The following is a 21,177-nucleotide window of genomic DNA, read 5'->3' on the forward strand; positions in this document are numbered from 1 at the left end:
TGGCGCTCATCCGAAACGCAAATGGCCGGGCGAACCCGGCCATTCCAAGAGACGTAGCGGAAGTCAGTTCGACTTCGGGGCCGCTGCGGCCGGTTGCGCCGCGGCCTGCGGAGCGCGGCCGACGACGACGGTCAGAAGCCCCTGGCCCCAGAGGCGCCTTGCGGCTGCCTTGGCGTCATCCATGGTGACCGCATCGACGACGGCGTTGCGCTTCTCGATATAGTCGATCGGCAGCTTGTCCTGCTGATATTGCAGCAGCGCCTGCGCGAGCTTCGAGGAGGTGTCGAGCGCCAGCATCTGCGAGCCCTTGAGATAGGACTTGGCCTCGTCGAGCTCCTTCTGCGTCGGGCCCTCCTCGGCGATCCGGCGCACTTCCTTCTCGATGGCGTCGATGGTGTCGCCGGCACGGTCGGCGCGGGTGCCGGTATTGCCGATGAAAACCGCCGAATGCTCCATCCAGAGCAGCGATTCGAACACCGAATAGGCCAAGCCGCGCTTCTCGCGCACCTCGCGATAGAGCCGCGAGGACAACCCGCCGCCGCCGAGGATGTGGTTGACGACATAAGCCGCCATGAAGTTCGGATCGCTGCGCTTCACCCCGGGGCCGCCGAAGGTGATCACGGTCTGGGGCACGTCGAGCGTCACGAAGGCGCGTTGCGGCGGCTTGGCGGCCTCGACGTCGGGGATCGGCACGAGATTGGCCTTGGCGGGCAGGCTGCCAAACGTGTGGTCGAGCAGCTTGCCGAGCGTGGCTGGATCGACATCGCCGACCACCGCGATCTTCAGCGTGTCCTTGGCGAGTACGCGGCCGACATAATCCTTCATGTCGGCGATCGTGATGGTCGGAACACTGTCGAGGCTGCCGTTGGACTGCCGGCCGTAGGGATGCTCGCCGAAGGCGACCTCCAGGAATTTGCGGCTCGCCAGCGAGGTCGGGTTGGTTGTCTCGCGGCGCAGGCCCGAGATCACCTGCGAGCGGATGCGTTCGACATCGGCGGCTTCGAAATGCGGCGAGGTCAGCGCGCTCCGCAGCAGGTCGAAGGCCTCGTCCTTGTTGTCGCGCAGCATGCGCAGGCTGCCGCGGAACGTGTCGCGGGTGGCGCTGAAGGAGAGCTCGATGGCGCGGCGGTCGAGCCGCTCATGGAAGGTCTTGGAGTCGAGATCGCCGGAGCCTTCGTCGAGGAGATCGCCGACCAGATTGGCGAGGCCCGACTTGTCTTTGGGATCCTGGGCCGAGCCGCCGGCGAAGGAATATTCCATGGCGATCAGCGGCACGGTCGCATCCTGCACGAACCAGGCTTCGATGCCGCCCGGCGAGGTCAAATGCTGGATCTTTGCAGCCGCCTGCGACGGCGAGACCGCAGCGAGCGCGAGTGCCGCGCCGGTGACGAGGGAGAATGCAACGCGTCGAAGGAAGGGATAGGTCACGAACGCTTCTCCTCGCGCTTGGTGGTAGCGGTGTCCTTGATCAGATAGCCCGTCACCGAGCGCTTCTTCTCGAGCCATTTCTGCGCGACGGTGCGGACCTGCTCGGCGGTGACGGCGCGGATGCGGTCGGGCCAGCTCCGGATGTCCTCGATCGACAGGCCCGTGGTCAGCGCGCCGCCATACCAGCGCGCCAGAACAGCCTGGTTGTCCTGGGCGTAGATCGCCTCCGCGATGAGCTGGGTCTTCACGCGCTCCAGATCCTCGGCGCGAACCGGGTTCTGGGCGATGTCGGCAATGACGCCGTCGACCACCTGCTCGACTTCGGCGAAGCTGACGCCGGATTTCGGCGAAGCCGAGATCGCGAACTGGGTCGGGTCGAGCGAGATGCTCGAATAGCTGGCGCTGGCGGAGACCGCGAGCGGCTTGTCGACCACCAGCGCGCGGTAGAGATAGGAATTGCTGCCGCTGCCCATCAGCTGCGCCAGCACGTCGAGGGCCGCGCTTTCGCCGGCTGCAGCCGTGGTCGCCGAGGGCACCAGGTAATAGCGCCGCAGGCTCGGCTGCTCGACGCGCGGGTCGGACAGCGTGACGGTGCGCGGTGCCGCGGGCTCCGGCTCCTGCGGGCGGATGCGTTGCGCCGGGATCGCGGGCTGCGCCGGGATGGAACCGAAATTGCGCTCGACCAACGGACGGATGTCGGCGGCGTCGACGTCGCCGGCGATGACCAGGATCGCGTTGTTCGGCGCATAGAAGCGGCGGTAGAAGGCAAGTGCGTCTTCGCGATTGAGCTTCTCGATCTCCTGGTGCCAGCCGATCACCGGACGGCCATAGGGATGGTTGAGATAGAGCGCGGCCATGATCTGCTCGTTGAGGCGCGCGTCGGGGCTGTTGGCGACGCGCATGTTGTACTCTTCGAGCACGACGTCGCGCTCAGGCAGCACGTTCTCGTCCTTGAGGATCAGGCCGGTCATGCGGTCGGCCTCGAACTCCATCATGGTCGGCAACTGCTCGCGCGGCACGCGCTGGTAGTAGTTGGTGTAGTCGACCGAGGTCGAGGCGTTCTCGTTGCCGCCGACGCGGAGCACGGTCTGGGAGAATTCGCCGACCGGATGCTTCGAGGTGCCCTTGAACATCAGGTGCTCGAGGAAGTGCGCGAGCCCGGACTTGCCCGGCGTCTCGTCTGCGGAGCCGACCTTGTACCAGATCATCTCCGTGACGACGGGCGTGCGGTGGTCCGGAATCACCACGACCTGCATCCCGTTACCGAGCGTGAAGCTGGCGGGCGGAGCCGATGTCACCGTGGTCTGGGCGAACGCGGCGCTGGCTGAGAGGACACTGGTCGAAAGCAGCGCGGCAAGGAGGCAGGCAACCGATCGGTTTGCTGACATCATGATCCCTGGTGAAAGGCCGAGCCCGGATGCCCGGCTCGGAGGCACGGCATGCTACACCGTGCGGCTGAGGCTTCGCGTCACGAAGCAGAGAACGCAACTCGTAGGCAAGTTACTGATTAGCAATTTATAGACCGCGTCCGGCGTGCATCAGCCGCCGGTGCCGGGTTCGCGCCTGTCAGGACGTCGCGGCGGGTGAGGGGCGCTATTGTACCTTGTCCTTGCCCGTCATGATGTCGAAATAGGTCCGCCGCGATTTGTCCTCGCCGGCGCCATAGGCGTAGTTCGGTGACGGCGTCTGGTATCCCGGCGGCGGCTCGACCAGGGACGAGCGCGGCGGCTCGGTGGTGAACTGCTTGTTCTCGGCGCTCTTGCCGCCCTTCATCATATTCCACAACCCGCCGGTAAAACCGAGTTCGGCGGGGCTGAGCGACGGGTTGCTGTTGGCGCCCGGCTGAATGGGATCGTTGCTCGTGCGCTCGGGAGCGGCCGTCTGGCCGGCCTTCATCTCTGCGGGGGTCAGCGGCTGGGCGGCCTGCCAGTTCTCCGTCGCCTTGGTGGCCTTCTTCCGCGCGGCGATCGCTTCCTTGCGGCGCTTCTCCTCGGGATCCTTGGGCCAGTTCGGCGCATTCTGGGTCTGGGTCGCGGGCGGCGGCAGGTCGAGCTTGGGCGGCACCACCAGCGGCGAGCGCTCGCGGTATTCAATGCCGGGCTTTTCCATGCTCTTGGCGCCGATGCCGGACATCAGATTGTCGATGAGCTTCTCTTCGAAGGTCATGTCGTCGTCATCGGCATCATCGCCGTCACCGGCGCGGGCCGCGCCTGCCGACATGGCGAGACCGATGCCGAGGGCAACAGCGGACAATTTCAGTGCCCGCCAGAACCCCTGCTTGGGGTCTCGAACCATCGAACCGCTGGTCTTCGAGCTGCGCATCACTGTACCTGTTCCAAAATGTGCCAGTTTGCCGCTCTCGCGCGGCATAACCCCCCGCAAAAGCAAGGTTCCGCCTGCCGGTCCGTATCGGCCGGGATCAGGGCGCTTTTGCGGCGGGTACCCCCAGGAAGGAATCATACAATAGCGCCGCCACGCCGACAACGATGGCCACGTCGGCGAGGTTGAACACGTACCAATTATAGGTATTTCCGCCGATCTCGATGTGGAACAGGGCGAAATCGACCACCGCGCCATAGGCGAAGCGGTCGATGCCATTGCCGATGGCGCCGCCGATGATCAGCCCGAGCGCGATGGTTGCCAGCAGGGTGTGTGAGCGGGCCATCCAGACCCCCAGCGCGACCACCGCAATGACTTTGACAGCCATCAGCGCCAGCTGCGCCGCCTGACCGTCGTTCTGAAGCCAGCCGAAGCTGATGCCGATGTTCAAGGCCAGCACCAGGTCGAAGAACGGCGTCACCTTTACCGCGCCGCGACGGGCGAGGTCGAACACGTTCAGCAGCCAGAGCTTTGAGGCCTGGTCGGCCACGAGCGTGAGCAAGGCCGTGAGGATGCCGGCGCGGAGCGGGGTCATGGCCGCGGGGATCAGACCCCCACCCCGAGCGCCTTCCATTCGCGCAGCGCCCGGGCGTCGCGCGGGGTGACGTCGGGGTATTCGGGATCTTCACCCACCGTCGGCGAAATCTTCCAGGAACGGGCGCATTTGGTGCCGACCGCTTTCTCCACCACGACGGCGACGCCGGGCACGGCATCGAGCCGGAACGCAGACGCTGGCGCCTCGCCCTCGCGCACCTCGTAGTTCGAGGTGATGCAGATTTCGGCGAGGTCGGTGTCGAACAGCGTCGCCAGCATGTCGCGGTCGGCGACATAGATGACCGGCGAGGCCTCCAGCGACGAGCCGATGTTCTTGGCGGCGCGCTCGAGCTCCAGCGCGCCGGTGACGACGCGGCGGACGTTGCGGATCGCTTCCCACTTCGCGGCGAGCTTGTCGTTGCGCAAGCTTTCGAGGTCGTGGGGAAACTGTGTCAGGTGCACCGAGGGTTCGGCGTCGGGCCTGTACATCCGCCAGGCTTCCTCGGCCGTGAAGCTGAGAATTGGCGCCAGCCATTTCAGGATCGCGTGACACAGCAGGTCGATCGTGGTCAGCGCCGCCTTGCGCGTCGGCGAGGACGGCGGATCGCAATAGAGAGTGTCCTTGCGGATGTCGAAATAGAACGCCGAGAGCTCGCTGTTCAGGAAGGCGGACAGGGTCGCGACCACGGTCTTGTAGTCGAACTCCTGATAGGCCTTGCGGACGACGGCAGCACGGACCGCGAGTTCGTGCAGCATCAGCCGTTCGAGTTCCGGCATCTCGGCGGCCGCGACCGCGTCGGCCGGCTTGTAATGATGCAGCGTGCCGAGCATCCAGCGCACGGTGTTGCGCAGCTTGCGATAGGTCTCGACCGTGTTCTTCAGGATCTCGGGGCCGATGCGCTGGTCGTCGGTGTAGTCGCAGGCGGCGACCCAGAGCCGCAGAATGTCGGCGCCGGATTCCTTGATGACGGTCTGCGGCGCGATGGTGTTGCCGAGCGACTTCGCCATCTTGCGGCCGTGCTCGTCCTGGGTAAAGCCGTGGGTCAGCACGATATCGTAAGGCGCGCGACCGCGCGTGCCGCAGCTCTCCAGCAGCGAGGAGTGGAACCAGCCGCGATGCTGGTCCGAGCCCTCAAGATACATCACGGTATCCTTGCCGCCGTCGACCTTGCGCTTGATGCCGGCGAGGCCGGGGAAGTGCACGGGGTCTTCGAGCACGAAGGCGTGAGTCGAGCCGGAATCGAACCAGACGTCGAGAATGTCGTCGACCTTCTGCCAGTCCTCGTTCGCGTGCGGCCCAAGGAAGCGCTCGCGCGCGCCTTTCGCGTACCAGGCGTCTGCGCCTTCCTTCTCGAAGGCTTCGCCGATGCGCGTATTGACGGCCTCGTCCTGAAGGATCTCGGCCGAGCCGTCGCCCTTCTCCCGCACGAACACGGCGATCGGCACGCCCCAGGCGCGCTGGCGCGAGATCACCCAGTCGGGCCGCGACTCGATCATGCCGTTGATGCGGTTCTCGCCGGATGGCGGCACCCATTGCGTCACCGAGATCGCGTGCAGCGCGCGGGCGCGCAACGTGTCGCCGGACTTGGTCTTGCCGCCTGCCGCGATATCCTTGTCCATCGCGATGAACCATTGCGGCGTGTTGCGGAAGATTACCGGCTTCTTGGAGCGCCAGGAATGCGGATATTGGTGCTTCAGCCGGCCGCGTGCCAGCAGCATGCCTCTTTCGACGAGCGCCTTGATGACGGCCTCGTTGGCCTCGCCCTTCTCGCCCTTGTCGTTGATGACGCGCTTGCCGGTAAAGCCCGGGGCATAATCGGTATAGGCGCCGTTCTCGTCGACGGTGTAGGGGATTGCGGTGTTGATGCCGCGCGCATCGAGATCGCGTGCCTGCGCCGTCCAGGCGTCGAAGTCCTCGCGACCATGGCCGGGAGCCGTATGCACGAAGCCGGTGCCGGTGTCGTCGGTGACGTGATCGCCTGGCAAAAGCGGCACGATGAATTCGTAGCTGTCGGCAAGACCCTTCAGCGGGTGGGCGCATTCGATCGCGTCGATGGTATCGCCGGGGATGTCGCGGACCTTCTTGTAGGCGGTCACGCGCGCCTGCTTGAACACTTCTTCGGCGAGCGCGTCCGCAAGGATCAGGAGATCGCCCGTCTTGGCCCAGTTGTCGCCAGGGGCGTCCGTGACCTCAAAGAGGCCATAAGCGATCTTCGGCGAGAACGAGATGGCGCGATTGCCCGGCAGCGTCCACGGCGTCGTGGTCCAGATCACGACGCTGGCGGAGGCGAGCGCACCATGCGCGGGCGAGGTGACCGGGAATTTTACCCACACCGTATCGGACGTGTAGTCCTCGTACTCGACCTCGGCTTCGGCGAGCGCGGTCTTCTCGACCACGCTCCACATCACCGGCTTGGAGCCGCGATAGAGCGTGCCGTTGGCGGCAAACTTCATCAACTCGCGCGCGATCTGGGCCTCGGCCGGATAGCTCATGGTGGCGTAGGGATGGTCCCAGTCGCCGATCACGCCGAGGCGCTTGAATTCCTCGCGCTGCACGCCGAGCCAGTGCGTCGCGTAAGCGCGGCACTCTTTGCGGAAATCGATCATCGCGGCACTGTCGCGGAAGTCGGGCTTCTGCTTGCCCTTCTTGCGATAATGCTCCTCCTCGACTTTCCACTCGATCGGCAGACCGTGGCAGTCCCAGCCCGGCACGTAGTTGGAATCGAAGCCGAGCATCTGCTGGCTCTTGGTGACGAGATCCTTCAGGATCTTGTTCAGCGACGTGCCGATATGGATGTTGCCATTGGCATAGGGCGGGCCGTCATGCAGCACGAACTTGTCGCGGCCCTTGGCGCCCTCGCGCAGCTTCTCGTAGAGGCCCATCTCGTACCAGCGCTTGAGGATCTCCGGCTCGCGCTGCGGCAGGCCGGCGCGCATCGGGAATTCGGTCTGCGGCAGGAACAGGGTCTTGGAATAGTCTTTGGCGTCGGACTTTTGGATGTCGGACTTTTGCGGCTTATCGGACATGGGGCTGACTGGCTCGGAAGTGCGCGGGAACGGATGGCGATGCGGAATCGCGGGGTGAAACGACAACATCCCGGTCTTGCGCCGAGCCGAAGGCTCAGGCGGAAGCCGGGCCGCTAATCCCTATGATGCGCCGCGCAAACATGGGGCCCTCCATAGCAGCCGGGCCGGCGAAGCGCAAAGGCCCGGCAGGCCGGCTTTGGGACCTCAGTCAATCGCTCCAAGCCTCGGAAATGCGTCAGGGGCGGCTGCCAGGATGGCGCGGGCGCGGGCGGAATCGTCGTCCATCTGGCGGATCAAGGCATCCAGGTCGTCGAATTTCAGCTCCTCACGGATGAAGCCGACGAAAGCGCAATCCAGCGCCTGCCCGTAAAGGTCGCCCTTGAAGTCGAACAGGAAGATTTCCAGCAGCGGGGCGCCATTATCAAACGTCGGGCGGCGGCCGAAGCTTGCCACCCCGTCCAGCCGCTCGGCGCCGCGACCGACCCGCACCGCATAGATCCCGTGCTTCAGGCCGCAATTCGCGTCGAGCCTGATGTTGGCGGTGGGATAACCGAGATCGCGGCCACGCTTCTCGCCGTGGATGACTTCGCCGGTGATGAACCAGGGTGCGCCCAGCATGGTGGTGGCCTCGTCGAGCTGACCTTCGGCGAGTGCGATCCGGATCGCACTGGAGGAGACCGGCCGCTCGTCGATATCGACATGCGGCTGCACGTCGACCTCGATACCGAGCCGGGGCGCCTCGTTGACGAGGAGGCCCGGCGAGCCGACGCGGCCCTTGCCGAAATGAAAATCGTAGCCGACGGCGATTCCGCCGATGCCCAGGCGCCCGATCAGGTCATGGTGAATGAAGTCTTGCGCGCTGGTCCCGGCGCGGGACTTGTCGAAGGTCATGACAACGGCGCCGGCAAGTCCGGTGCCGGCCAGAAGCCGCAGCTTGGCCCGCTCGTCCGTGAGGCGGAATTGCGGGGTGTTGGGGCTGAAAAACCGGCGCGGATGCGGCTCAAAGGTCAATGCCAGCGCAGGGCGGCCATGCGTCCGGCCCATTTCCAGCGCTGCAGCGATCACGGCGCGATGGCCGAGATGAACGCCGTCGAAATTGCCCATGGCGACCACGGCGCCCCTCGCAATAGCGGAGTCCGGCGTGGTGTCGCGGATAATGGTAAAATGCGGAGCCATCAGGGGAATTCTCGAGCCGGCGGGACCGGCCGGGACCGTGGCGCGACGGGCCGGATGAAGTCAAGCGGGAGGGGCGGCCGCATCGAATGCGATTTCCGTTCAACGGCGGCCTCCCCGGTTAACGCGCTGTTTAACGCCTCGGTGTTAGTCCTTGAGCGTGGAACCGCCGGCTCCGGTCTGGCAGGTCCGATCGTAATATTCCTGGGTTTGCGTTGGGGGAGTCGAGATGGCGGTTGATTTGTCGATGTCGGTTCTGGTGGTTGATGACTACAGCACCATGATCCGTATCATCAGGAACCTCCTGAAGCAGCTTGGCTTCGAGAATATTGATGATGCCAGCGACGGTTCGGCAGCGCTGAACAAGATGCGCGGCAAGAAGTACGGGCTCGTGATTTCCGACTGGAACATGGAGCCGATGACGGGTTACGACCTGCTGCGCGAAGTGCGCGCGGATCCGAACCTCGCCACCACGCCCTTCATCATGATCACGGCCGAATCGAAGACCGAGAACGTGATCGCGGCCAAGAAGGCCGGCGTGAACAACTACATCGTCAAGCCGTTCAACGCGGCGACGCTGAAGACCAAGATCGAGGCGGTCTTCCCGGACATGGCGAGCGCGTAAGGCGCAATCGAAGCCATCATCGAATTCGGAAGGCCCGGGCATCGTCCCGGGCTTTCTGTGCTGGATTTGTCATTCGGGGTTCGATCCTCACATCACCCCGGAATGACGATCAACTCGTTACCACTTCAGTTCGCGCATCAGCGCCTTCGGCGGATGGCCGAACAATTCCAGCACCGAAGCCGGGTCGAGCTGGTCGAGACCCTCGAACTCCTCGGCATGGATGCCGCGGGTCACGAACAGGCAATCGATGCCGAATTCGCGCGCGCCGGTAAGGTCGGTGCGCACGGAATCCCCGATCGCGAGTACCTTCTTGCGGTCGATCTGGTGACCCTGGCGTTCGCCGGCCAGCGCCATCGCGCGCTCGTAGATCGGCCGGTGCGGCTTGCCGTAGAAGAGCACTTCGCCGCCGAGCTCGCGATAGAGCTCCGCGATCGCGCCGGCGCAATAGATCAATCGGTCGCCCTTCTCCACCACGATGTCGGGGTTGGCGCAGATCAGCGTCAGCTTGCGCTCGCGCGCCTTCAGCATCATGCCGCGATAGTCTTCGGCCGTCTCGGTCTCGTCGTCATAGAGGCCGGTGCAGACGATGTAGTCGGCCTCTTCCAGCGGTGCGAGCACCGCGTCGAGGCCGCGATAGATCGAGTTATCGCGCTCAGGCCCGAGCCAGAACATCTTGCGGCCGGGATGGTCGGCGACATAGAGCCGCGTCAGGTCGCCTGATGAGACGATCGCGTCATAGGTCTCGTCGGCGACGCCGAGCTTGCGCAATTGCCGCTGCACGGAGTCGGCCGGGCGCGGCGCGTTGGTGATCAGGATCACCGTGCCGCCATGGCTGCGATAGGTGTGCAGCGCCTCGCAGGCTTCGGGGAAGGATTCGAGGCCGTTATGGACCACGCCCCAGATGTCGCTGAGCACGACGTCCACGCCACCCACGAGTTCGCGCAGGCTCTTGGCGAAATGCAGCGTCGTCATGATGCGTGCGGCCGATCAGATGCGGCGCGCAAGCGCCGCGTTGCCGGTGACGCGCTGTGGCGGAGGCGCAGCTGATGTCGCGCCTGAGCTGGGTGTGCCGGAGCCATTCGATTCCTGAGTGTCCTGTGCCTGGTTCGACGGGGCCCCGGCGGTAGCAGATGCCCCCTCCGGCCGCAATGGTCGGGGCGGCGCGAACAAAAACCCCTGGCCGAACCGCACGTCGTAGTCGAGCAGGTCGATCACGGCGCGCTCGCCCTCGATCCGCTCGGCGATCAGGTCGATGCCGAAGCGGCCGAGCAGATCCGAGAGGTCCGAGGGGTGGATGTCCGAGGTCGACGCCTGTTTGGGGTCGAGCAGCAGGGACGCCGGCACCTTGATGAAGCGCACGCCGCGGTCGGCGAGCTCGCGCGGCTCGATGCGCAAATCCGTGACATGGTCGATCGAGAAACGGAAGCCACGCTGGGCGAGCGCAGCGAGGTTCTCAGTCTCGGCCGCGCCGAGATTGCGGAAGGTCGATTGCTTGAATTCCAGCACCAGCGAGGGCGCCAGCGCCCGATTGGCTTCGAGGAAGTCGAGGTATTGCGCGAAGGTCGTGGAATTGCCGAGCGTGGAAGCCGCGACGTTGCAGAACACGCCGACATCCTTGTTGCGCACCATCAGGCGCCGCAGCACCTGCACACAGCGCAGCATCACCATGTTGTCGATGCGCCCGATCAGGCCGGAGGCCTCCGCGAGGCTGATGAACTCCTCGGCCGCGATCAGCTGGTCACGCTCGTCGCGCAGGCGCGTCACGGCTTCGTAGAAGCGGACCTTGCGCTGCGGCAGCGTCACCATCGGCTGGAGGAAGATGTCGATGCGGTTCTCGTCGATCGCGTTGCGCAGCGTCGTCAGCAATTGGGTCTGGTTGCGGCCGTTCGCCGTCTGAACCGGATTGGCGGTCTGGATCTGGATCGCCGGTGGTGCCGGTCGTGGCGGCGGCGCGGGGACTGGGGCAGGGGCAGCCGGCCGCTCCTCGTCGAACGGAGCCATCAGGTCGAGCGGCCCCTCCGGTTCCAGCCTCGCGACCGGAGCGGGAGCCGGAGGCGGCGCGTTGCCGGCCATCAGATCCTCATGAGCCGACACGGTGGTGGCGAGCTGCCTGACCAATCCGCCGAGCTCGTTGATCTCGCCGACCACCGACTGGATGCGGTCGGCGTTGGTCGAATTGGAGGAGGCGATGCGTCCTTCGATCGTGGCAAGCCGGCGGCCGTACTCGGCCACCTGGCGGGCGAGGTCGGCGGTGCCGCGCGAAAGGTCGGCGATCTGGCCGCCGACGTCGCTGCGGTCGCGCAGCCGCATCGACACTGCATTGTAGAGGATCAGGAAGGTCAACGCCGTCAGCGCCACGATCGCGGATTCGGTTCCGCTGATGCCGGCGACCGCGTAGAGCACAAGGCCGAGCGAGGCCGCGACCAGAACCATGCAGATGGCGATGAAGATCGTCGAAATACGAATCATGCCGCGCATTACGCCTCAAGAGCTGACTGCCTGACCGGGAAAACACGGGTGGCGTTTCGAACCCGTCACGCCCCATGCTCCCCCAAGCGAGCATGACGTTAGCATCATTGTTGATTCGAGGGGATAGCGGCCCTCCTGCAGACTCAGGACGGCGCCGCAGCGCCGACCGTGTCGGCCGAGACGGCCTGACGGGTGCCAAGCGGCTTGGGCGGCCCGGTGGTCGTGTCGTGCAGGGTCTGCCGTTCGACCTCTGAGTTCAGCTCGGCCCCGAACATGATGACGATGGCCGACATCCACATCCACGTCATCAAGCCGATCGCAGCGCCGAGCGAGCCGTAGGTCGCATTGTAGTTGGCGAATTCCGAGAGATACCAGGACAGCAGCGCCGAGCCGGCGATCCAGAGGATCGCGGCCGTCACCGCGCCGAGGCTCAGCCATTGCCAGCGCGGCGCATCGCGGCTGGGCGCGAAACGGTAGAGGACGGCGAGCGCCGCAAGGAGAATGACGAACAGCACCGGCCATCGCGCCAGCGCCACGATCAACTTGCTTTCGGGCGCCATGCCGAGATGATTGAGCGCGAGCGGGAAGGCGACGACGGCGCCCACCATCAGCAGCAGGGCAACGATGCCACCGACCGTGAAGGCCAGCGAGACTGCGTTGAGCCGGATGAAGCTGCGCTTTTCGCGCTCTTCATAAGCGACGTTGAGGGCGTCGAAGATGGCTTTGACGCCAGCATTGGCGCTCCAGATCGCGAGCACGAGGCCAAACAGGAAAGTGACACCAAGGGTCGCACCGCCGTTCGACACGACGCGCGCCACCTGGTCCTCGACGATCTGGAACGCACCCTCGGGCAGCATCATCGCGAGCGAATGCAGGTTGGAACTGATCGTCGAGGGATCGGCGAACAGGCCATAGAATGAAACCAGAGCTGTGACGGCCGGAAAGATCGCGAGCAGCCCGAAGAAAACGACGCCGCCGGCGGTCGCGAGCAGGCGATCGTCGCCGACGCGCTGATAGGTGCGCCAGAAGATGTCTTTCCAGCCAGCCCAGGGGATCGCGAACGGGCTTTTCGAGCGGCGGCCATGGCCGGGCTGCGTGGCTGCGCCTGTCGGGCTCGTTTCCGGCGAATTCGCCTCGCTGTTGCGATGGTCTTGCGGAGGTCCCGGCCGGATCAGGCCGGAATCCTGGAAATACCGTTCTGCAGTGAGCACAAACACGGTCGTGGCTGCCACCAGCAGCCAGCTGTCGAGTTGCTCGGCGCGCCGCACACGCATTTAGCTGTCCGCTCCGTGGCCGTGACGCCGCCGACGCGCTGCCGTGAGCCCTACCAGCCCAACAGCCGCGAGCATCAGCCCGAGTTGCACGGGCCGGTTGGATCGAACCGGCCATGTGCTGCCGCCATGTCCTCGTTCGTGGCCGCGTTCGCCCGGCGCGAGCGGCACCAGGGGAATTGTCGTCGCGACCTCTTTCACCGCCTGCTTTACCGTTCCGCGCGGGATGCGCGGGGTGGCGATAGCCGCGCGCAGGCGGCTGGCGAGCGGCACGATCGGCTTGGTCTTGCGCTTCATCTGAGCCATGGCCACGCCGGCGCAGGCGCCGGCCAGCACCAACAGCACGCCGCCGACGGCGCCGAACCCCCAGAATTGTCCGTAATGGATTGCAACCCAGCGGTACAGCGCGATCAGGCCGACGAAGAAGGCTGCAACGACGAACAAGCCGGCAACCGCGAGCAGTCCGGCCGCAACCGCGTACGACGTCATGCGCCCTGTGGCTTGATTGCTCCGGTCACGGGCATAGGACCGGGCGGCGCGCTTGAGATGGTTGAGCTTGAGCGCGACGCCGGCGCGCAGCAATTCGCCCGATGGCGCGAGCATGCGGATATCCTCCGAGAGCGAGACATTCGTCCGGGGATGAACGTGGCGGTATTTGACTTGTTCCGACGAGGTCTGCCGGTCGTGACGGATCAGCCGAGATCGGCTGCCGCGATCCAGAACACCTCGCCCTCGGAATCCTCGGTGTCGAGCCAGAGCAGCGGCAGCTCCGGGAAGGCCTCGTCGACCAGCTCGCGGCCGCGGCCGATCTCGCAGATCAGCCCGCCATCCGGCGTCAGGTGTTCGGGCGCCTCGCGCAGGATCCTGCGCACCACGTCGAGACCGTCGGCCCCGCCGTCGAAGGCGAGCTTCGGCTCGGCCCGGCACTCCGGCGGCAGCGCCGCCATGCCTTGGGCGTCGACATAAGGCGGGTTGGTGATGATCAGGTCGTATCTGGTGTCGCCGAGCGGAGCGAACAGGTCGCCGCGATGCAGGCTGATCCGGTCATCGAGCCCGTATTCGCCGACATTTCGGCGGGCGACTTCGACCGCGCCCTTCGAGATATCGACGGCGTCTATCGTGGCGTTCGGGAAATGATGCGCGGCGAGAATAGCGAGGCATCCCGACCCCGTGCAGAGATCGAGCACGCGCTCGACGGCGGCGCGATCGTCGATCAGCGAGCCGGCTTCGCCGTCGCCGCCGAAATGCGAATCCAGCAGCTCGCCGATGAAGGAGCGGGGAACGATGACGCGCTCATCGACATAGAAGGGCAGGCCGCGCATGTAGATCTTGTTGACGAGATAGGCGGCCGGTTTGCGCGTGGTGACGCGCTGATGGATGAGATCGATGATGGTCTTGCCCTCGGCGGCCGTGACGCGCGCGTTGGCAAAAATCTCGAACTGTTCGGGATGCAGATGCAGGGCTTCACAGACTAGGAAGGCCGCTTCCGCGACCGGATCGGTCGTGCCATGCGCAAAGGCGAGGTTGGCCTCGTTGAAGCGGCTCACCGCATAGCGGACGAAATCGATCAGCGCGACAAGCTCGCCGCGGCCGACTTTCGCGAGCTTTGGCGCGGCGCGGCCGCGCATGGTCTTTTTGGATGTTGTTGCCATCAGGGTCGGGTCCAGCGTGCGGCGGCTTCGTCGTCGCGGGCCTGGGCCTCGACCCAGCCGGTGCCGGTGGCGCTCTCTTCTTTCTTCCAGAACGGCGCGTTGGTCTTGAGATAATCCATCAGGAACTCGGCTGCCTGGAACGCCGCCTGGCGGTGCTGCGAGGCGGTCAGCACGAGCACGATGTTCTGGCCGGGCATGAACCGGCCGACGCGATGGATCACAGTGACACCGTCGAGCGGCCAGCGCGCGGTGGCCTCGTCGGCATGACGCCTGATCTCTTCCTCCGCCATACCAGGATAATGCTCGAGCGTGAGCGCGGCGATCTTCGCACTGTCCTCGTCGCCGCGGCAGATGCCGGAGAAGCTCACGACCGCGCCGATGTCGGTGCGGCTCCCGGTCAGGACCGCGATCTCGCGCGCGATGTCGAAATCGTCCTGCTGGATACGGATGGTGACGGGGCACGTGGTGACGGGAGAGGTGGTGACGGGAGAGGTCATGGCCTAGCCGCCGGTCATCGGCGGGAAGAACGCGATCTCACGGGCGCCCGCGATCGCGGCGTCCGGCTTGACGTGGGTATGGTCGATTGCGGTGCGGATCACCTTCGGCTTCTCGAACGCGTAGGCGTAGGCTTCGCTTTGGCCGGATAGCCAGGCGATCAGCTCTTCCACGGTGCGTACGGTCGCAGGCGGTTCGATCGTCTCCTCGGCCTTGCCGACGCGCTCGCGCACCCAGGCGAAGTACTTCACCTTCATCCCTCATCCTCCTTGATGAGGTGATGGATGCCGGCGCGGAAATAGTCGTAGCCGGTGTACATGGTGAGGATTGCCGAGGCCCAGAGCAGGACCAGTCCGACCATCGAGACCATGGGTATCACCTCATCGCCGGCCGGACCGGCCAGCAGGAAGCCGATGGCGATGAGCTGAACGGTTGTCTTCCACTTCGCAAGCTTGGTCACAGGCACGCTGACGCGCAGCGCGGCGAGGTACTCGCGCAGGCCCGAGACCAGGATCTCGCGGCACAGGATCACGATGGCGGCCCACAGCGACCAGCCGTGGATGATGCCGTCGGCGGCCAGCATGAGGAGGCACGAGGCGACCAGCAGCTTGTCGGCGATCGGATCGAGCATTCGGCCGAATGCCGATTGCTGATTCCATATCCGCGCGTAATAGCCGTCGAGATAGTCCGTGACCGCGGCCGCGATGAAAATGGCGACCGCAACCCAGCGCAGCCACAGAGGGCCGTCCACGATCGACTGCGCGTAAATGCACCCGACCACGACCGGGATCGCAGCGATCCGGCCGTAGGTCAGAAGGTTCGGGAGGGACATCGCGCGGCTGGTCGTCCCTCGTGTCGTGGCGATGTTCATCCGTCCTACCAATACCGCTGCAGCCTGAAGGTCAACCGGTCCGCTCCCCAAATGGGGTGCGAGATGCGACGACCATATGACCGCGGCCCCTTTAGATCACCCCGGCTGGGGGTGGAAATAGTCGAAAATCTTGCGGGCGCTTTCGGCGCTCACCCCCGGAACCTTGCCGAGATCGGCGATCGAGGCCCGTTCGATCTCCTTCAGGGTTCCGAAATGATGCAGCAAGGCACGTTTGCGTGACGGACCGATGCCCGCAATCTCCTGCAAACCGGCCTCGCGGATGTCCTTCTTGCGCAGCTTGCGGTGCGAACCGATGACGAAGCGATGCGCCTCGTCCCGCAGCCGCTGGATGAAATAGAGCACGGGGTCGCGTGGCTCCAGCTTGATCGCCTCGCGCTCCGGCATGAACAGGGTCTCGCGGCCGGCATCCCGGTCCGGCCCCTTGGCCACCGACATCAGCGCCACCTGGGTCAGGCCGAGATTCGTAAAGATCTCCCGGACGGCGTTGAGCTGGCCGCGGCCGCCGTCGATGATCACGAGATCGGGCCATTGGGGGAAATCATCGTCCTTGGCCTTGTCGTTTTCCCTGGCCGCACTGTCCTCGGGTGGATTGATCAGGCGCTTGAAGCGGCGTTCGAGCACCTCGCGCATCATCCCGTAATCGTCGCCGGGCGTGAGCCCTTCCGACTTGATGTTGAACTTGCGGTACTGGTTTTTCACAAAACCGTCCGGGCCGGCGACGATCATGGCGCCGACCGCGTTGGTGCCCTGGATGTGGCTGTTGTCGTAGACCTCGATCCGCTTCGGCGAATGCGGCAGGCTCAGCGTCGTGGCCATGGCGTCGAGCAGGCGGCTCTGCGTCGCGGTGTCCGCGAGCTTGCGGCCCAGCGCCTCGCGCGCGTTGGTGAGCGCGTGGGCGACGAGCTCCTTCTTCTCGCCGCGCTTCGGCGTGGAAACCTCGACCTTGCGGCCGGCCTTGATCGCCAGTGCGCTGGCGAGCAGCTCGCTCTCCTCGATCTCGTGCGAGAGCAGGATATTCCTCGGCGGCGGCTTGTCGTCGTAGAATTGGGCGAGGAAGGAGCCGAGCACTTCCTCCGGCGTATACGTCTTCTCCGCGCGCGGAAAATAGGCGCGGTTGCCCCAGTTCTGCCCGGTGCGGAAGAAGAACACCTCGACGCAGGAGAAGCCGCCCTCCTGGTGGATGGCGAACACGTCGGCTTCTTCCACCGTGCGCGGATTGATGCCCTGCTGCGACTGGATCGCAGAGAGCGCGGCGAGGCGGTCGCGGTAGAGCGCGGCGCTCTCGAATTCGAGCTCGCCGGAAGCCTTCTCCATCTCGCCAGCGAGCTCCTGCTTCACCGCCTGGCTCTTGCCCGAGAGGAAGTCGGTCGCCTCGCGCACCAGCGTCGTGTAGCCGGGGAAGTCGATCTCGCGGGTGCAGGGGCCGGCGCAGCGGCGGATCTGGTAGAGCAGGCAGGGCCTGCTGCGGCTCTCGAAGAAGGAATCCGTGCAGGAGCGGACCAGGAACGCGCGCTGAAGCGCGGTGATGGTGCGGTTGACGGCGCCGGCGGAGGCGAACGGGCCGAAATAGCGACCGGGACGGGTCTGCGCGCCGCGGTGCTTCAGGATCTGCGGCGCCCAATGGTCGCCGGTGATCAGAATATAGGGAAACGACTTGTCGTCGCGCAGCTGCACGTTGAAGCGCGGCCGAAGCTGCTTGATGAGGTTGGCTTCCAGCAGCAGCGCTTCGGTCTCGGTGTTGGTCGAGATGATTTCCACGGTAACGGTGGCGGCGATCATGCGCAGGATGCGCGCCGGCAGCGGCGCACTCTGACGCGCATAATTCGACAGGCGCTTTTTGACGTTCTTGGCCTTGCCGACATAGAGCACGTCGGCATTCGCACTAAGCATGCGGTAGACGCCGGGCGAGGTGGGGGCGAGGCGAACCGCGCGCTCGATCGCCTCATGGCCGGTCGCCAGCGGCTCTTCGCCGACCGTGCCGCTCTCTTCCGGGATATCCGGCAGCCGTGCATCGTCCTCGTCGTCACCGCTTGCGGTCGCGGGATCGAGGTCCGGGGGCGCCGTTTCCGTTTCCTGGGGCGGGACGTCCGGCACGTTGCCGTGCACGGGTTTACGCGCGTGCATGTCGTCCGGATCGTCGGTGGAATCGTGAACCATGGAGCGAATTTAGGCGCTTGGGGTGCTGATTTGAAGTTCCGGCCGTGCGGCACGCACAGAATGGCGGCGCAGTTCCCGGTAACGCTTGCTTAAGCCTGTTAACAGCGCGGTAACCCGACTTAACAGGCCTTTAACTTAAAACTCTCGATAAATCTTACACGAAAAGGTCTTGGTTCCGTAACCATGCGGTTTTGCCTCGCGCGGCGGCGCAGGCATCGCACCCGGTGACGGCAGTTGCGTTGGAGTGTGTGATGAAGAGGCTCGTTGTGGGCGCAGCTGCGTTGGTTGCAGCCGGCTGGACGGCTTCGGCAAAGGCGGCCGATCTCAATTACGGGCAGCGTGCGCCCTACACGGTCAATCAGCCGCTCAACGGCTATAGCTGGGCGGGCCCGTATCTCGGCGGCAATCTCGGCTACGAATGGGGCTCGGTGAACAACAATCCCGCAAAGCCCTCCGGCTTCGTCGGCGGTGTTCAGGCCGGCTACAATTTCCAGAACGGCCCGTGGGTGTTCGGCGTCGAGGGCGACATCCAGGCCACGGGTGCCGACGACACCTTCGCGCCGTGGAAGTTCTCCAATCCGTGGTTCGGCACCCTGCGCGGCCGCGCCGGCTATGCCTTCAGCAACGTGCTGGTCTACGGCACCGCGGGCCTCGCCTTCGGCGAGCTGCGCGCACAGACGTTCGGCTGGACGGAGTCGCACACCAGCGCCGGCTGGACCATCGGTGCCGGCGCGGAAGTCGGGTTCGCGCCGAACTGGAGCGCCAAGCTCGAATATCTCTACATCGATCTGTCGACGAGTCAGTTCGCGATTACAGGCGTGTCAAACGGCTATAGCGCCAGCGTTGTGCGCGCAGGCGTGAACTATCACTTCTGATACCCAAAGAAGAAAATACCGGACTGCAGCCTCCCGGCCGCTCGCGGCCGGGATTTTTTTGGGGCCGGTGTTTTCGCGTGGGACTCGCTAGGAAAGGATGACTAAATCGACCGCTTTCGGCCCCTTCCCCTTCTTGTCCGGTTCGACTTCGAAAGTAATACGCTGTCCTTCGGCAAGGTCCTTTAATCCGGCCCGCTCCACGGCAGTAATGTGCACGAAGACGTCGCGGCCGCCGTCGTCCGGTTTGATGAATCCGTAGCCGCGCTCGCCGTTGAAAAACTTGACCGTTCCCGTCATGGCCATCGGGAAACTCCCCCTCATTGCTCCTCCGTCGCGACGCAGACGCACGTCACGACATGACCGGGCCTTACGAAGCCCGGGAGCTGGCCATCCTTGGGCAGACCATTCGGTCCGACCGGATCTTTCTTAGGCCTTCACTCCGCCGCAACCATTCGCGGAAGCGGAACGTAAAGCCAGTCACGGAAGCAGCATAATACGGTTCTTTGCAGATTGACTACGGCTCTTGCATATTTTTCCCAAGAATGCCGGAGTGTTAGGGCCTCGGCACCTCTAATCGGAATCTGGCAGCGCCGCCCTGGCCGAGCGGCATTTCCAGCTCGGGCAGGATCGTCTTGAGCTCGCCCTGCAGCGTGTAAGGCGGATTGACGATCAACAGCCCGGTGGAGGTGAGAGTTGCGCCGTCGGCTTGCGGCGACACACTGAATTCGAGGCGCAGGCAATTTCCCGGCGGCTTTGCTGCGGCTGCGAGGCGCGCCACTGATTGCACCAGCGCGTCGGTGGCGCGCCGGCTCTTGGCGGGATACCAGATTACATAGATACCGGTCGGCCATTTCGTGAAAGCGGCCGAGAAGGCCTCGCCCAGCTTGTCGAACTCGTCCTTTGCCTCGAACGGGGGGTCGATCAGCACGAGCCCGCGCCGTTCCTTCGGCGGCACGAAAGCCGGCAGCGCCATCCAGCCGTCGAGATCGACCACGCGGGCCTGCTCGTCGTGGCGCAGCACGCCGATCAGCGCTTTCCGCGCCTTCGGCTCGAGTTCGCAGGCGACGAGGCGGTCCTGCGGCCGCATCAGGGCGCGCGCGATCAGCGGCGAGCCCGGATAAGCCTTGAGCTCGCCCTTCGGATTGTAGGCGCGGATGATATCGAGATAGGGCTTGGTCAGCGCGATGGTGTCGTTCGAGAAACGCGCCTGCATCAGCCGGGCGATGCCCGTCAGCCACTCGCCGCCGCGGCGGGCCTCGTCGCTTTCGAGATCGTAGAGGCCGGCGCCTGCATGGGTGTCGATGACGCGGAAGGCGCCCGGCTTGTCCTGGAGATAGGTGACGATGCGCGCCAGCACGATGTGCTTGATGACGTCAGCGAAGCTTCCGGCGTGAAAAGCGTGGCGGTAATTCATGCAAGAGCACTACGCCACGTGACGGCTTGAGCAAAGAGGCACGACGCCTGGGCTACCCACCCCTGATCGGCGGCATCGTCACCTGGTCGCGGCGGCAGGCGCGGCGGTCGATCTCCTCGCAGGCGCGGAATTGCAGATCCTTGCTGAGGCAGATGCGGACTTCGGACAGCCGCGTCCGGTTGCACGTGATCGAGACGGCGGCGTTGCCGAGGCCCGGATTGGCCTTGATGAAGGCCTCCTCCACCTCAGCCGGCGCCACGGTCTTGGCCTGCGATAGATCGAGATATTCGGCCGGAATCTTGATCGCGGCGCGCGCCTTCCTTATCGTCTCGAAATAGCTGCGGTCGGCGAGCCCCGAGCAGGTGCCGTGCTTGTCCCACTCGTTGAAAATCAGCCCCGGCGCCGGCATCAGATCGAGCATCGAGGAGACGATGCTGCGATTCAGCCGCGGCGACGGCCGCTGGCAATATTCCGGAAAACCGTTCTCATATTGCGGCCACAGACCATGCACCACGAAAGAGTAGGGCCGTCCGCTGCACTGGATCTGCGAGCGGCCGCCGCGCTCTGCCGCCTCCTCGCAGAAGGAGGGCGACCACGACAGCGACAGCACATAAAAATCGAATTCGCCGGGCGCGTTCTGCCGCTTGTCCTCGGCCATCGCGCCGCCGGCCAGCGCAGCCAGCCCGGCCGCAAGCGTCAGCGAGATCATCAGGCGGGAGAACGAATGCAATCTGGAATGAAACATGGCGACCCCCTCAACTAGACTGTGCAGCAAGCCTAGCAGGC

20 protein-coding genes are annotated in these 21,177 nt (G+C 65.0%); 2 read left to right on the plus strand and 18 right to left on the minus strand.

All coding sequences use genetic code 11. The features are described from left to right. Positions 1-63: 63 nt before the first annotated feature. The 6 genes from IVB27_RS38680 to IVB27_RS38705 form a co-directional block, all read right to left on the minus strand. On the minus strand, positions 64-1,428 hold the full coding sequence (locus tag IVB27_RS38680; protein ID WP_247447832.1) for a M16 family metallopeptidase: 1,365 nt from the start codon (positions 1,426-1,428) through the stop codon (positions 64-66). Next, positions 1,425-2,816, minus strand: a complete 1,392-nt coding sequence (locus tag IVB27_RS38685; RefSeq protein WP_247447896.1) for a M16 family metallopeptidase — start codon at positions 2,814-2,816, stop codon at positions 1,425-1,427. The genes IVB27_RS38680 and IVB27_RS38685 overlap by 4 nt, the downstream gene beginning before the upstream one ends. A gap of 205 nt (positions 2,817-3,021) precedes the next feature. Beyond that, entirely contained in the window at positions 3,022-3,750 is a 729-nt protein-coding gene (locus tag IVB27_RS38690) for a hypothetical protein (protein WP_247353091.1), read from the minus strand. A gap of 97 nt (positions 3,751-3,847) precedes the next feature. After that, positions 3,848-4,342 carry a signal peptidase II gene (gene lspA, locus IVB27_RS38695; RefSeq protein WP_247447833.1) on the minus strand — a complete coding sequence of 165 codons (495 nt, stop codon included), beginning with the start codon at positions 4,340-4,342 and terminating at the stop codon, positions 3,848-3,850. A gap of 11 nt (positions 4,343-4,353) precedes the next feature. Further along, a complete protein-coding gene (ileS, locus tag IVB27_RS38700; protein ID WP_247447834.1) occupies positions 4,354-7,368 on the minus strand; it encodes an isoleucine--tRNA ligase in 3,015 nt (1,004 codons plus the stop codon). Between the two features lie 204 nt (positions 7,369-7,572). Further along, positions 7,573-8,544 (minus strand): bifunctional riboflavin kinase/FAD synthetase, encoded by a 972-nt coding sequence (locus tag IVB27_RS38705; protein ID WP_247447835.1) that lies wholly within the window; start codon positions 8,542-8,544, stop codon positions 7,573-7,575. A gap of 226 nt (positions 8,545-8,770) precedes the next feature. Between IVB27_RS38705 and IVB27_RS38710 the strand changes: the two genes are divergently transcribed. Further along, complete coding sequence (locus tag IVB27_RS38710; RefSeq protein ID WP_007596883.1) at positions 8,771-9,166, plus strand: response regulator; 396 nt, start codon at positions 8,771-8,773, stop codon at positions 9,164-9,166. A 117-nt stretch (positions 9,167-9,283) separates the two neighbouring features. On the opposite strand, the gene IVB27_RS38715 is transcribed toward IVB27_RS38710, so the two are convergent. The 9 genes from IVB27_RS38715 to uvrC form a co-directional block, all read right to left on the minus strand. Beyond that, complete coding sequence (locus tag IVB27_RS38715; protein WP_247352956.1) at positions 9,284-10,138, minus strand: TIGR01459 family HAD-type hydrolase; 855 nt, start codon at positions 10,136-10,138, stop codon at positions 9,284-9,286. 15 nt (positions 10,139-10,153) lie between these two features. After that, a complete protein-coding gene (locus IVB27_RS38720) occupies positions 10,154-11,635 on the minus strand; it encodes an EAL domain-containing protein (RefSeq protein ID WP_247447836.1) in 1,482 nt (493 codons plus the stop codon). 143 nt (positions 11,636-11,778) lie between these two features. Beyond that, a complete protein-coding gene (locus tag IVB27_RS38725) occupies positions 11,779-12,909 on the minus strand; it encodes a YihY/virulence factor BrkB family protein (RefSeq protein ID WP_247447837.1) in 1,131 nt (376 codons plus the stop codon). After that, positions 12,910-13,509, minus strand: a complete 600-nt coding sequence (locus IVB27_RS38730; protein WP_247352959.1) for a phage holin family protein — start codon at positions 13,507-13,509, stop codon at positions 12,910-12,912. 89 nt (positions 13,510-13,598) lie between these two features. After that, a complete protein-coding gene (gene prmB / locus IVB27_RS38735) occupies positions 13,599-14,558 on the minus strand; it encodes a 50S ribosomal protein L3 N(5)-glutamine methyltransferase (protein ID WP_247447838.1) in 960 nt (319 codons plus the stop codon). Further along, complete coding sequence (locus IVB27_RS38740; protein ID WP_247447839.1) at positions 14,558-15,055, minus strand: molybdenum cofactor biosynthesis protein MoaE; 498 nt, start codon at positions 15,053-15,055, stop codon at positions 14,558-14,560. The genes prmB and IVB27_RS38740 overlap by 1 nt, the downstream gene beginning before the upstream one ends. Before the next feature lie 3 nt (positions 15,056-15,058). Further along, positions 15,059-15,310 (minus strand): molybdopterin converting factor subunit 1, encoded by a 252-nt coding sequence (gene moaD, locus IVB27_RS38745; RefSeq protein ID WP_247352964.1) that lies wholly within the window; start codon positions 15,308-15,310, stop codon positions 15,059-15,061. After that, positions 15,307-15,924 carry a CDP-diacylglycerol--glycerol-3-phosphate 3-phosphatidyltransferase gene (pgsA, locus tag IVB27_RS38750; protein ID WP_247352966.1) on the minus strand — a complete coding sequence of 206 codons (618 nt, stop codon included), beginning with the start codon at positions 15,922-15,924 and terminating at the stop codon, positions 15,307-15,309. Before pgsA ends, moaD begins: the two co-directional genes overlap by 4 nt. A gap of 96 nt (positions 15,925-16,020) precedes the next feature. Next, positions 16,021-18,102 (minus strand): excinuclease ABC subunit UvrC, encoded by a 2,082-nt coding sequence (gene uvrC / locus IVB27_RS38755; protein WP_247352967.1) that lies wholly within the window; start codon positions 18,100-18,102, stop codon positions 16,021-16,023. 251 nt (positions 18,103-18,353) lie between these two features. Here uvrC and IVB27_RS38760 point away from each other — a divergent pair, with 251 nt between their 5' ends. Next, complete coding sequence (locus tag IVB27_RS38760; protein ID WP_247352969.1) at positions 18,354-18,977, plus strand: outer membrane protein; 624 nt, start codon at positions 18,354-18,356, stop codon at positions 18,975-18,977. 87 nt (positions 18,978-19,064) lie between these two features. Here IVB27_RS38760 and IVB27_RS38765 read toward each other — a convergent pair whose 3' ends face one another. From IVB27_RS38765 to IVB27_RS38775, 3 genes are all read right to left on the minus strand, one after another. After that, positions 19,065-19,280: a cold-shock protein gene (locus tag IVB27_RS38765; protein ID WP_092029496.1), complete on the minus strand. Its 216-nt coding sequence runs from the start codon at positions 19,278-19,280 to the stop codon at positions 19,065-19,067. Positions 19,281-19,530: 250 nt separating this feature from the next. Further along, a complete protein-coding gene (locus tag IVB27_RS38770; protein WP_247447840.1) occupies positions 19,531-20,391 on the minus strand; it encodes a 23S rRNA (adenine(2030)-N(6))-methyltransferase RlmJ in 861 nt (286 codons plus the stop codon). 52 nt (positions 20,392-20,443) lie between these two features. Continuing rightward, a complete protein-coding gene (locus IVB27_RS38775) occupies positions 20,444-21,136 on the minus strand; it encodes a ribonuclease T2 family protein (protein ID WP_247447841.1) in 693 nt (230 codons plus the stop codon). Positions 21,137-21,177 lie beyond the last annotated feature (41 nt).

This window comes from Bradyrhizobium sp. 197 (assembly GCF_023073375.1).
GTDB lineage: Bacteria > Pseudomonadota > Alphaproteobacteria > Rhizobiales > Xanthobacteraceae > Bradyrhizobium.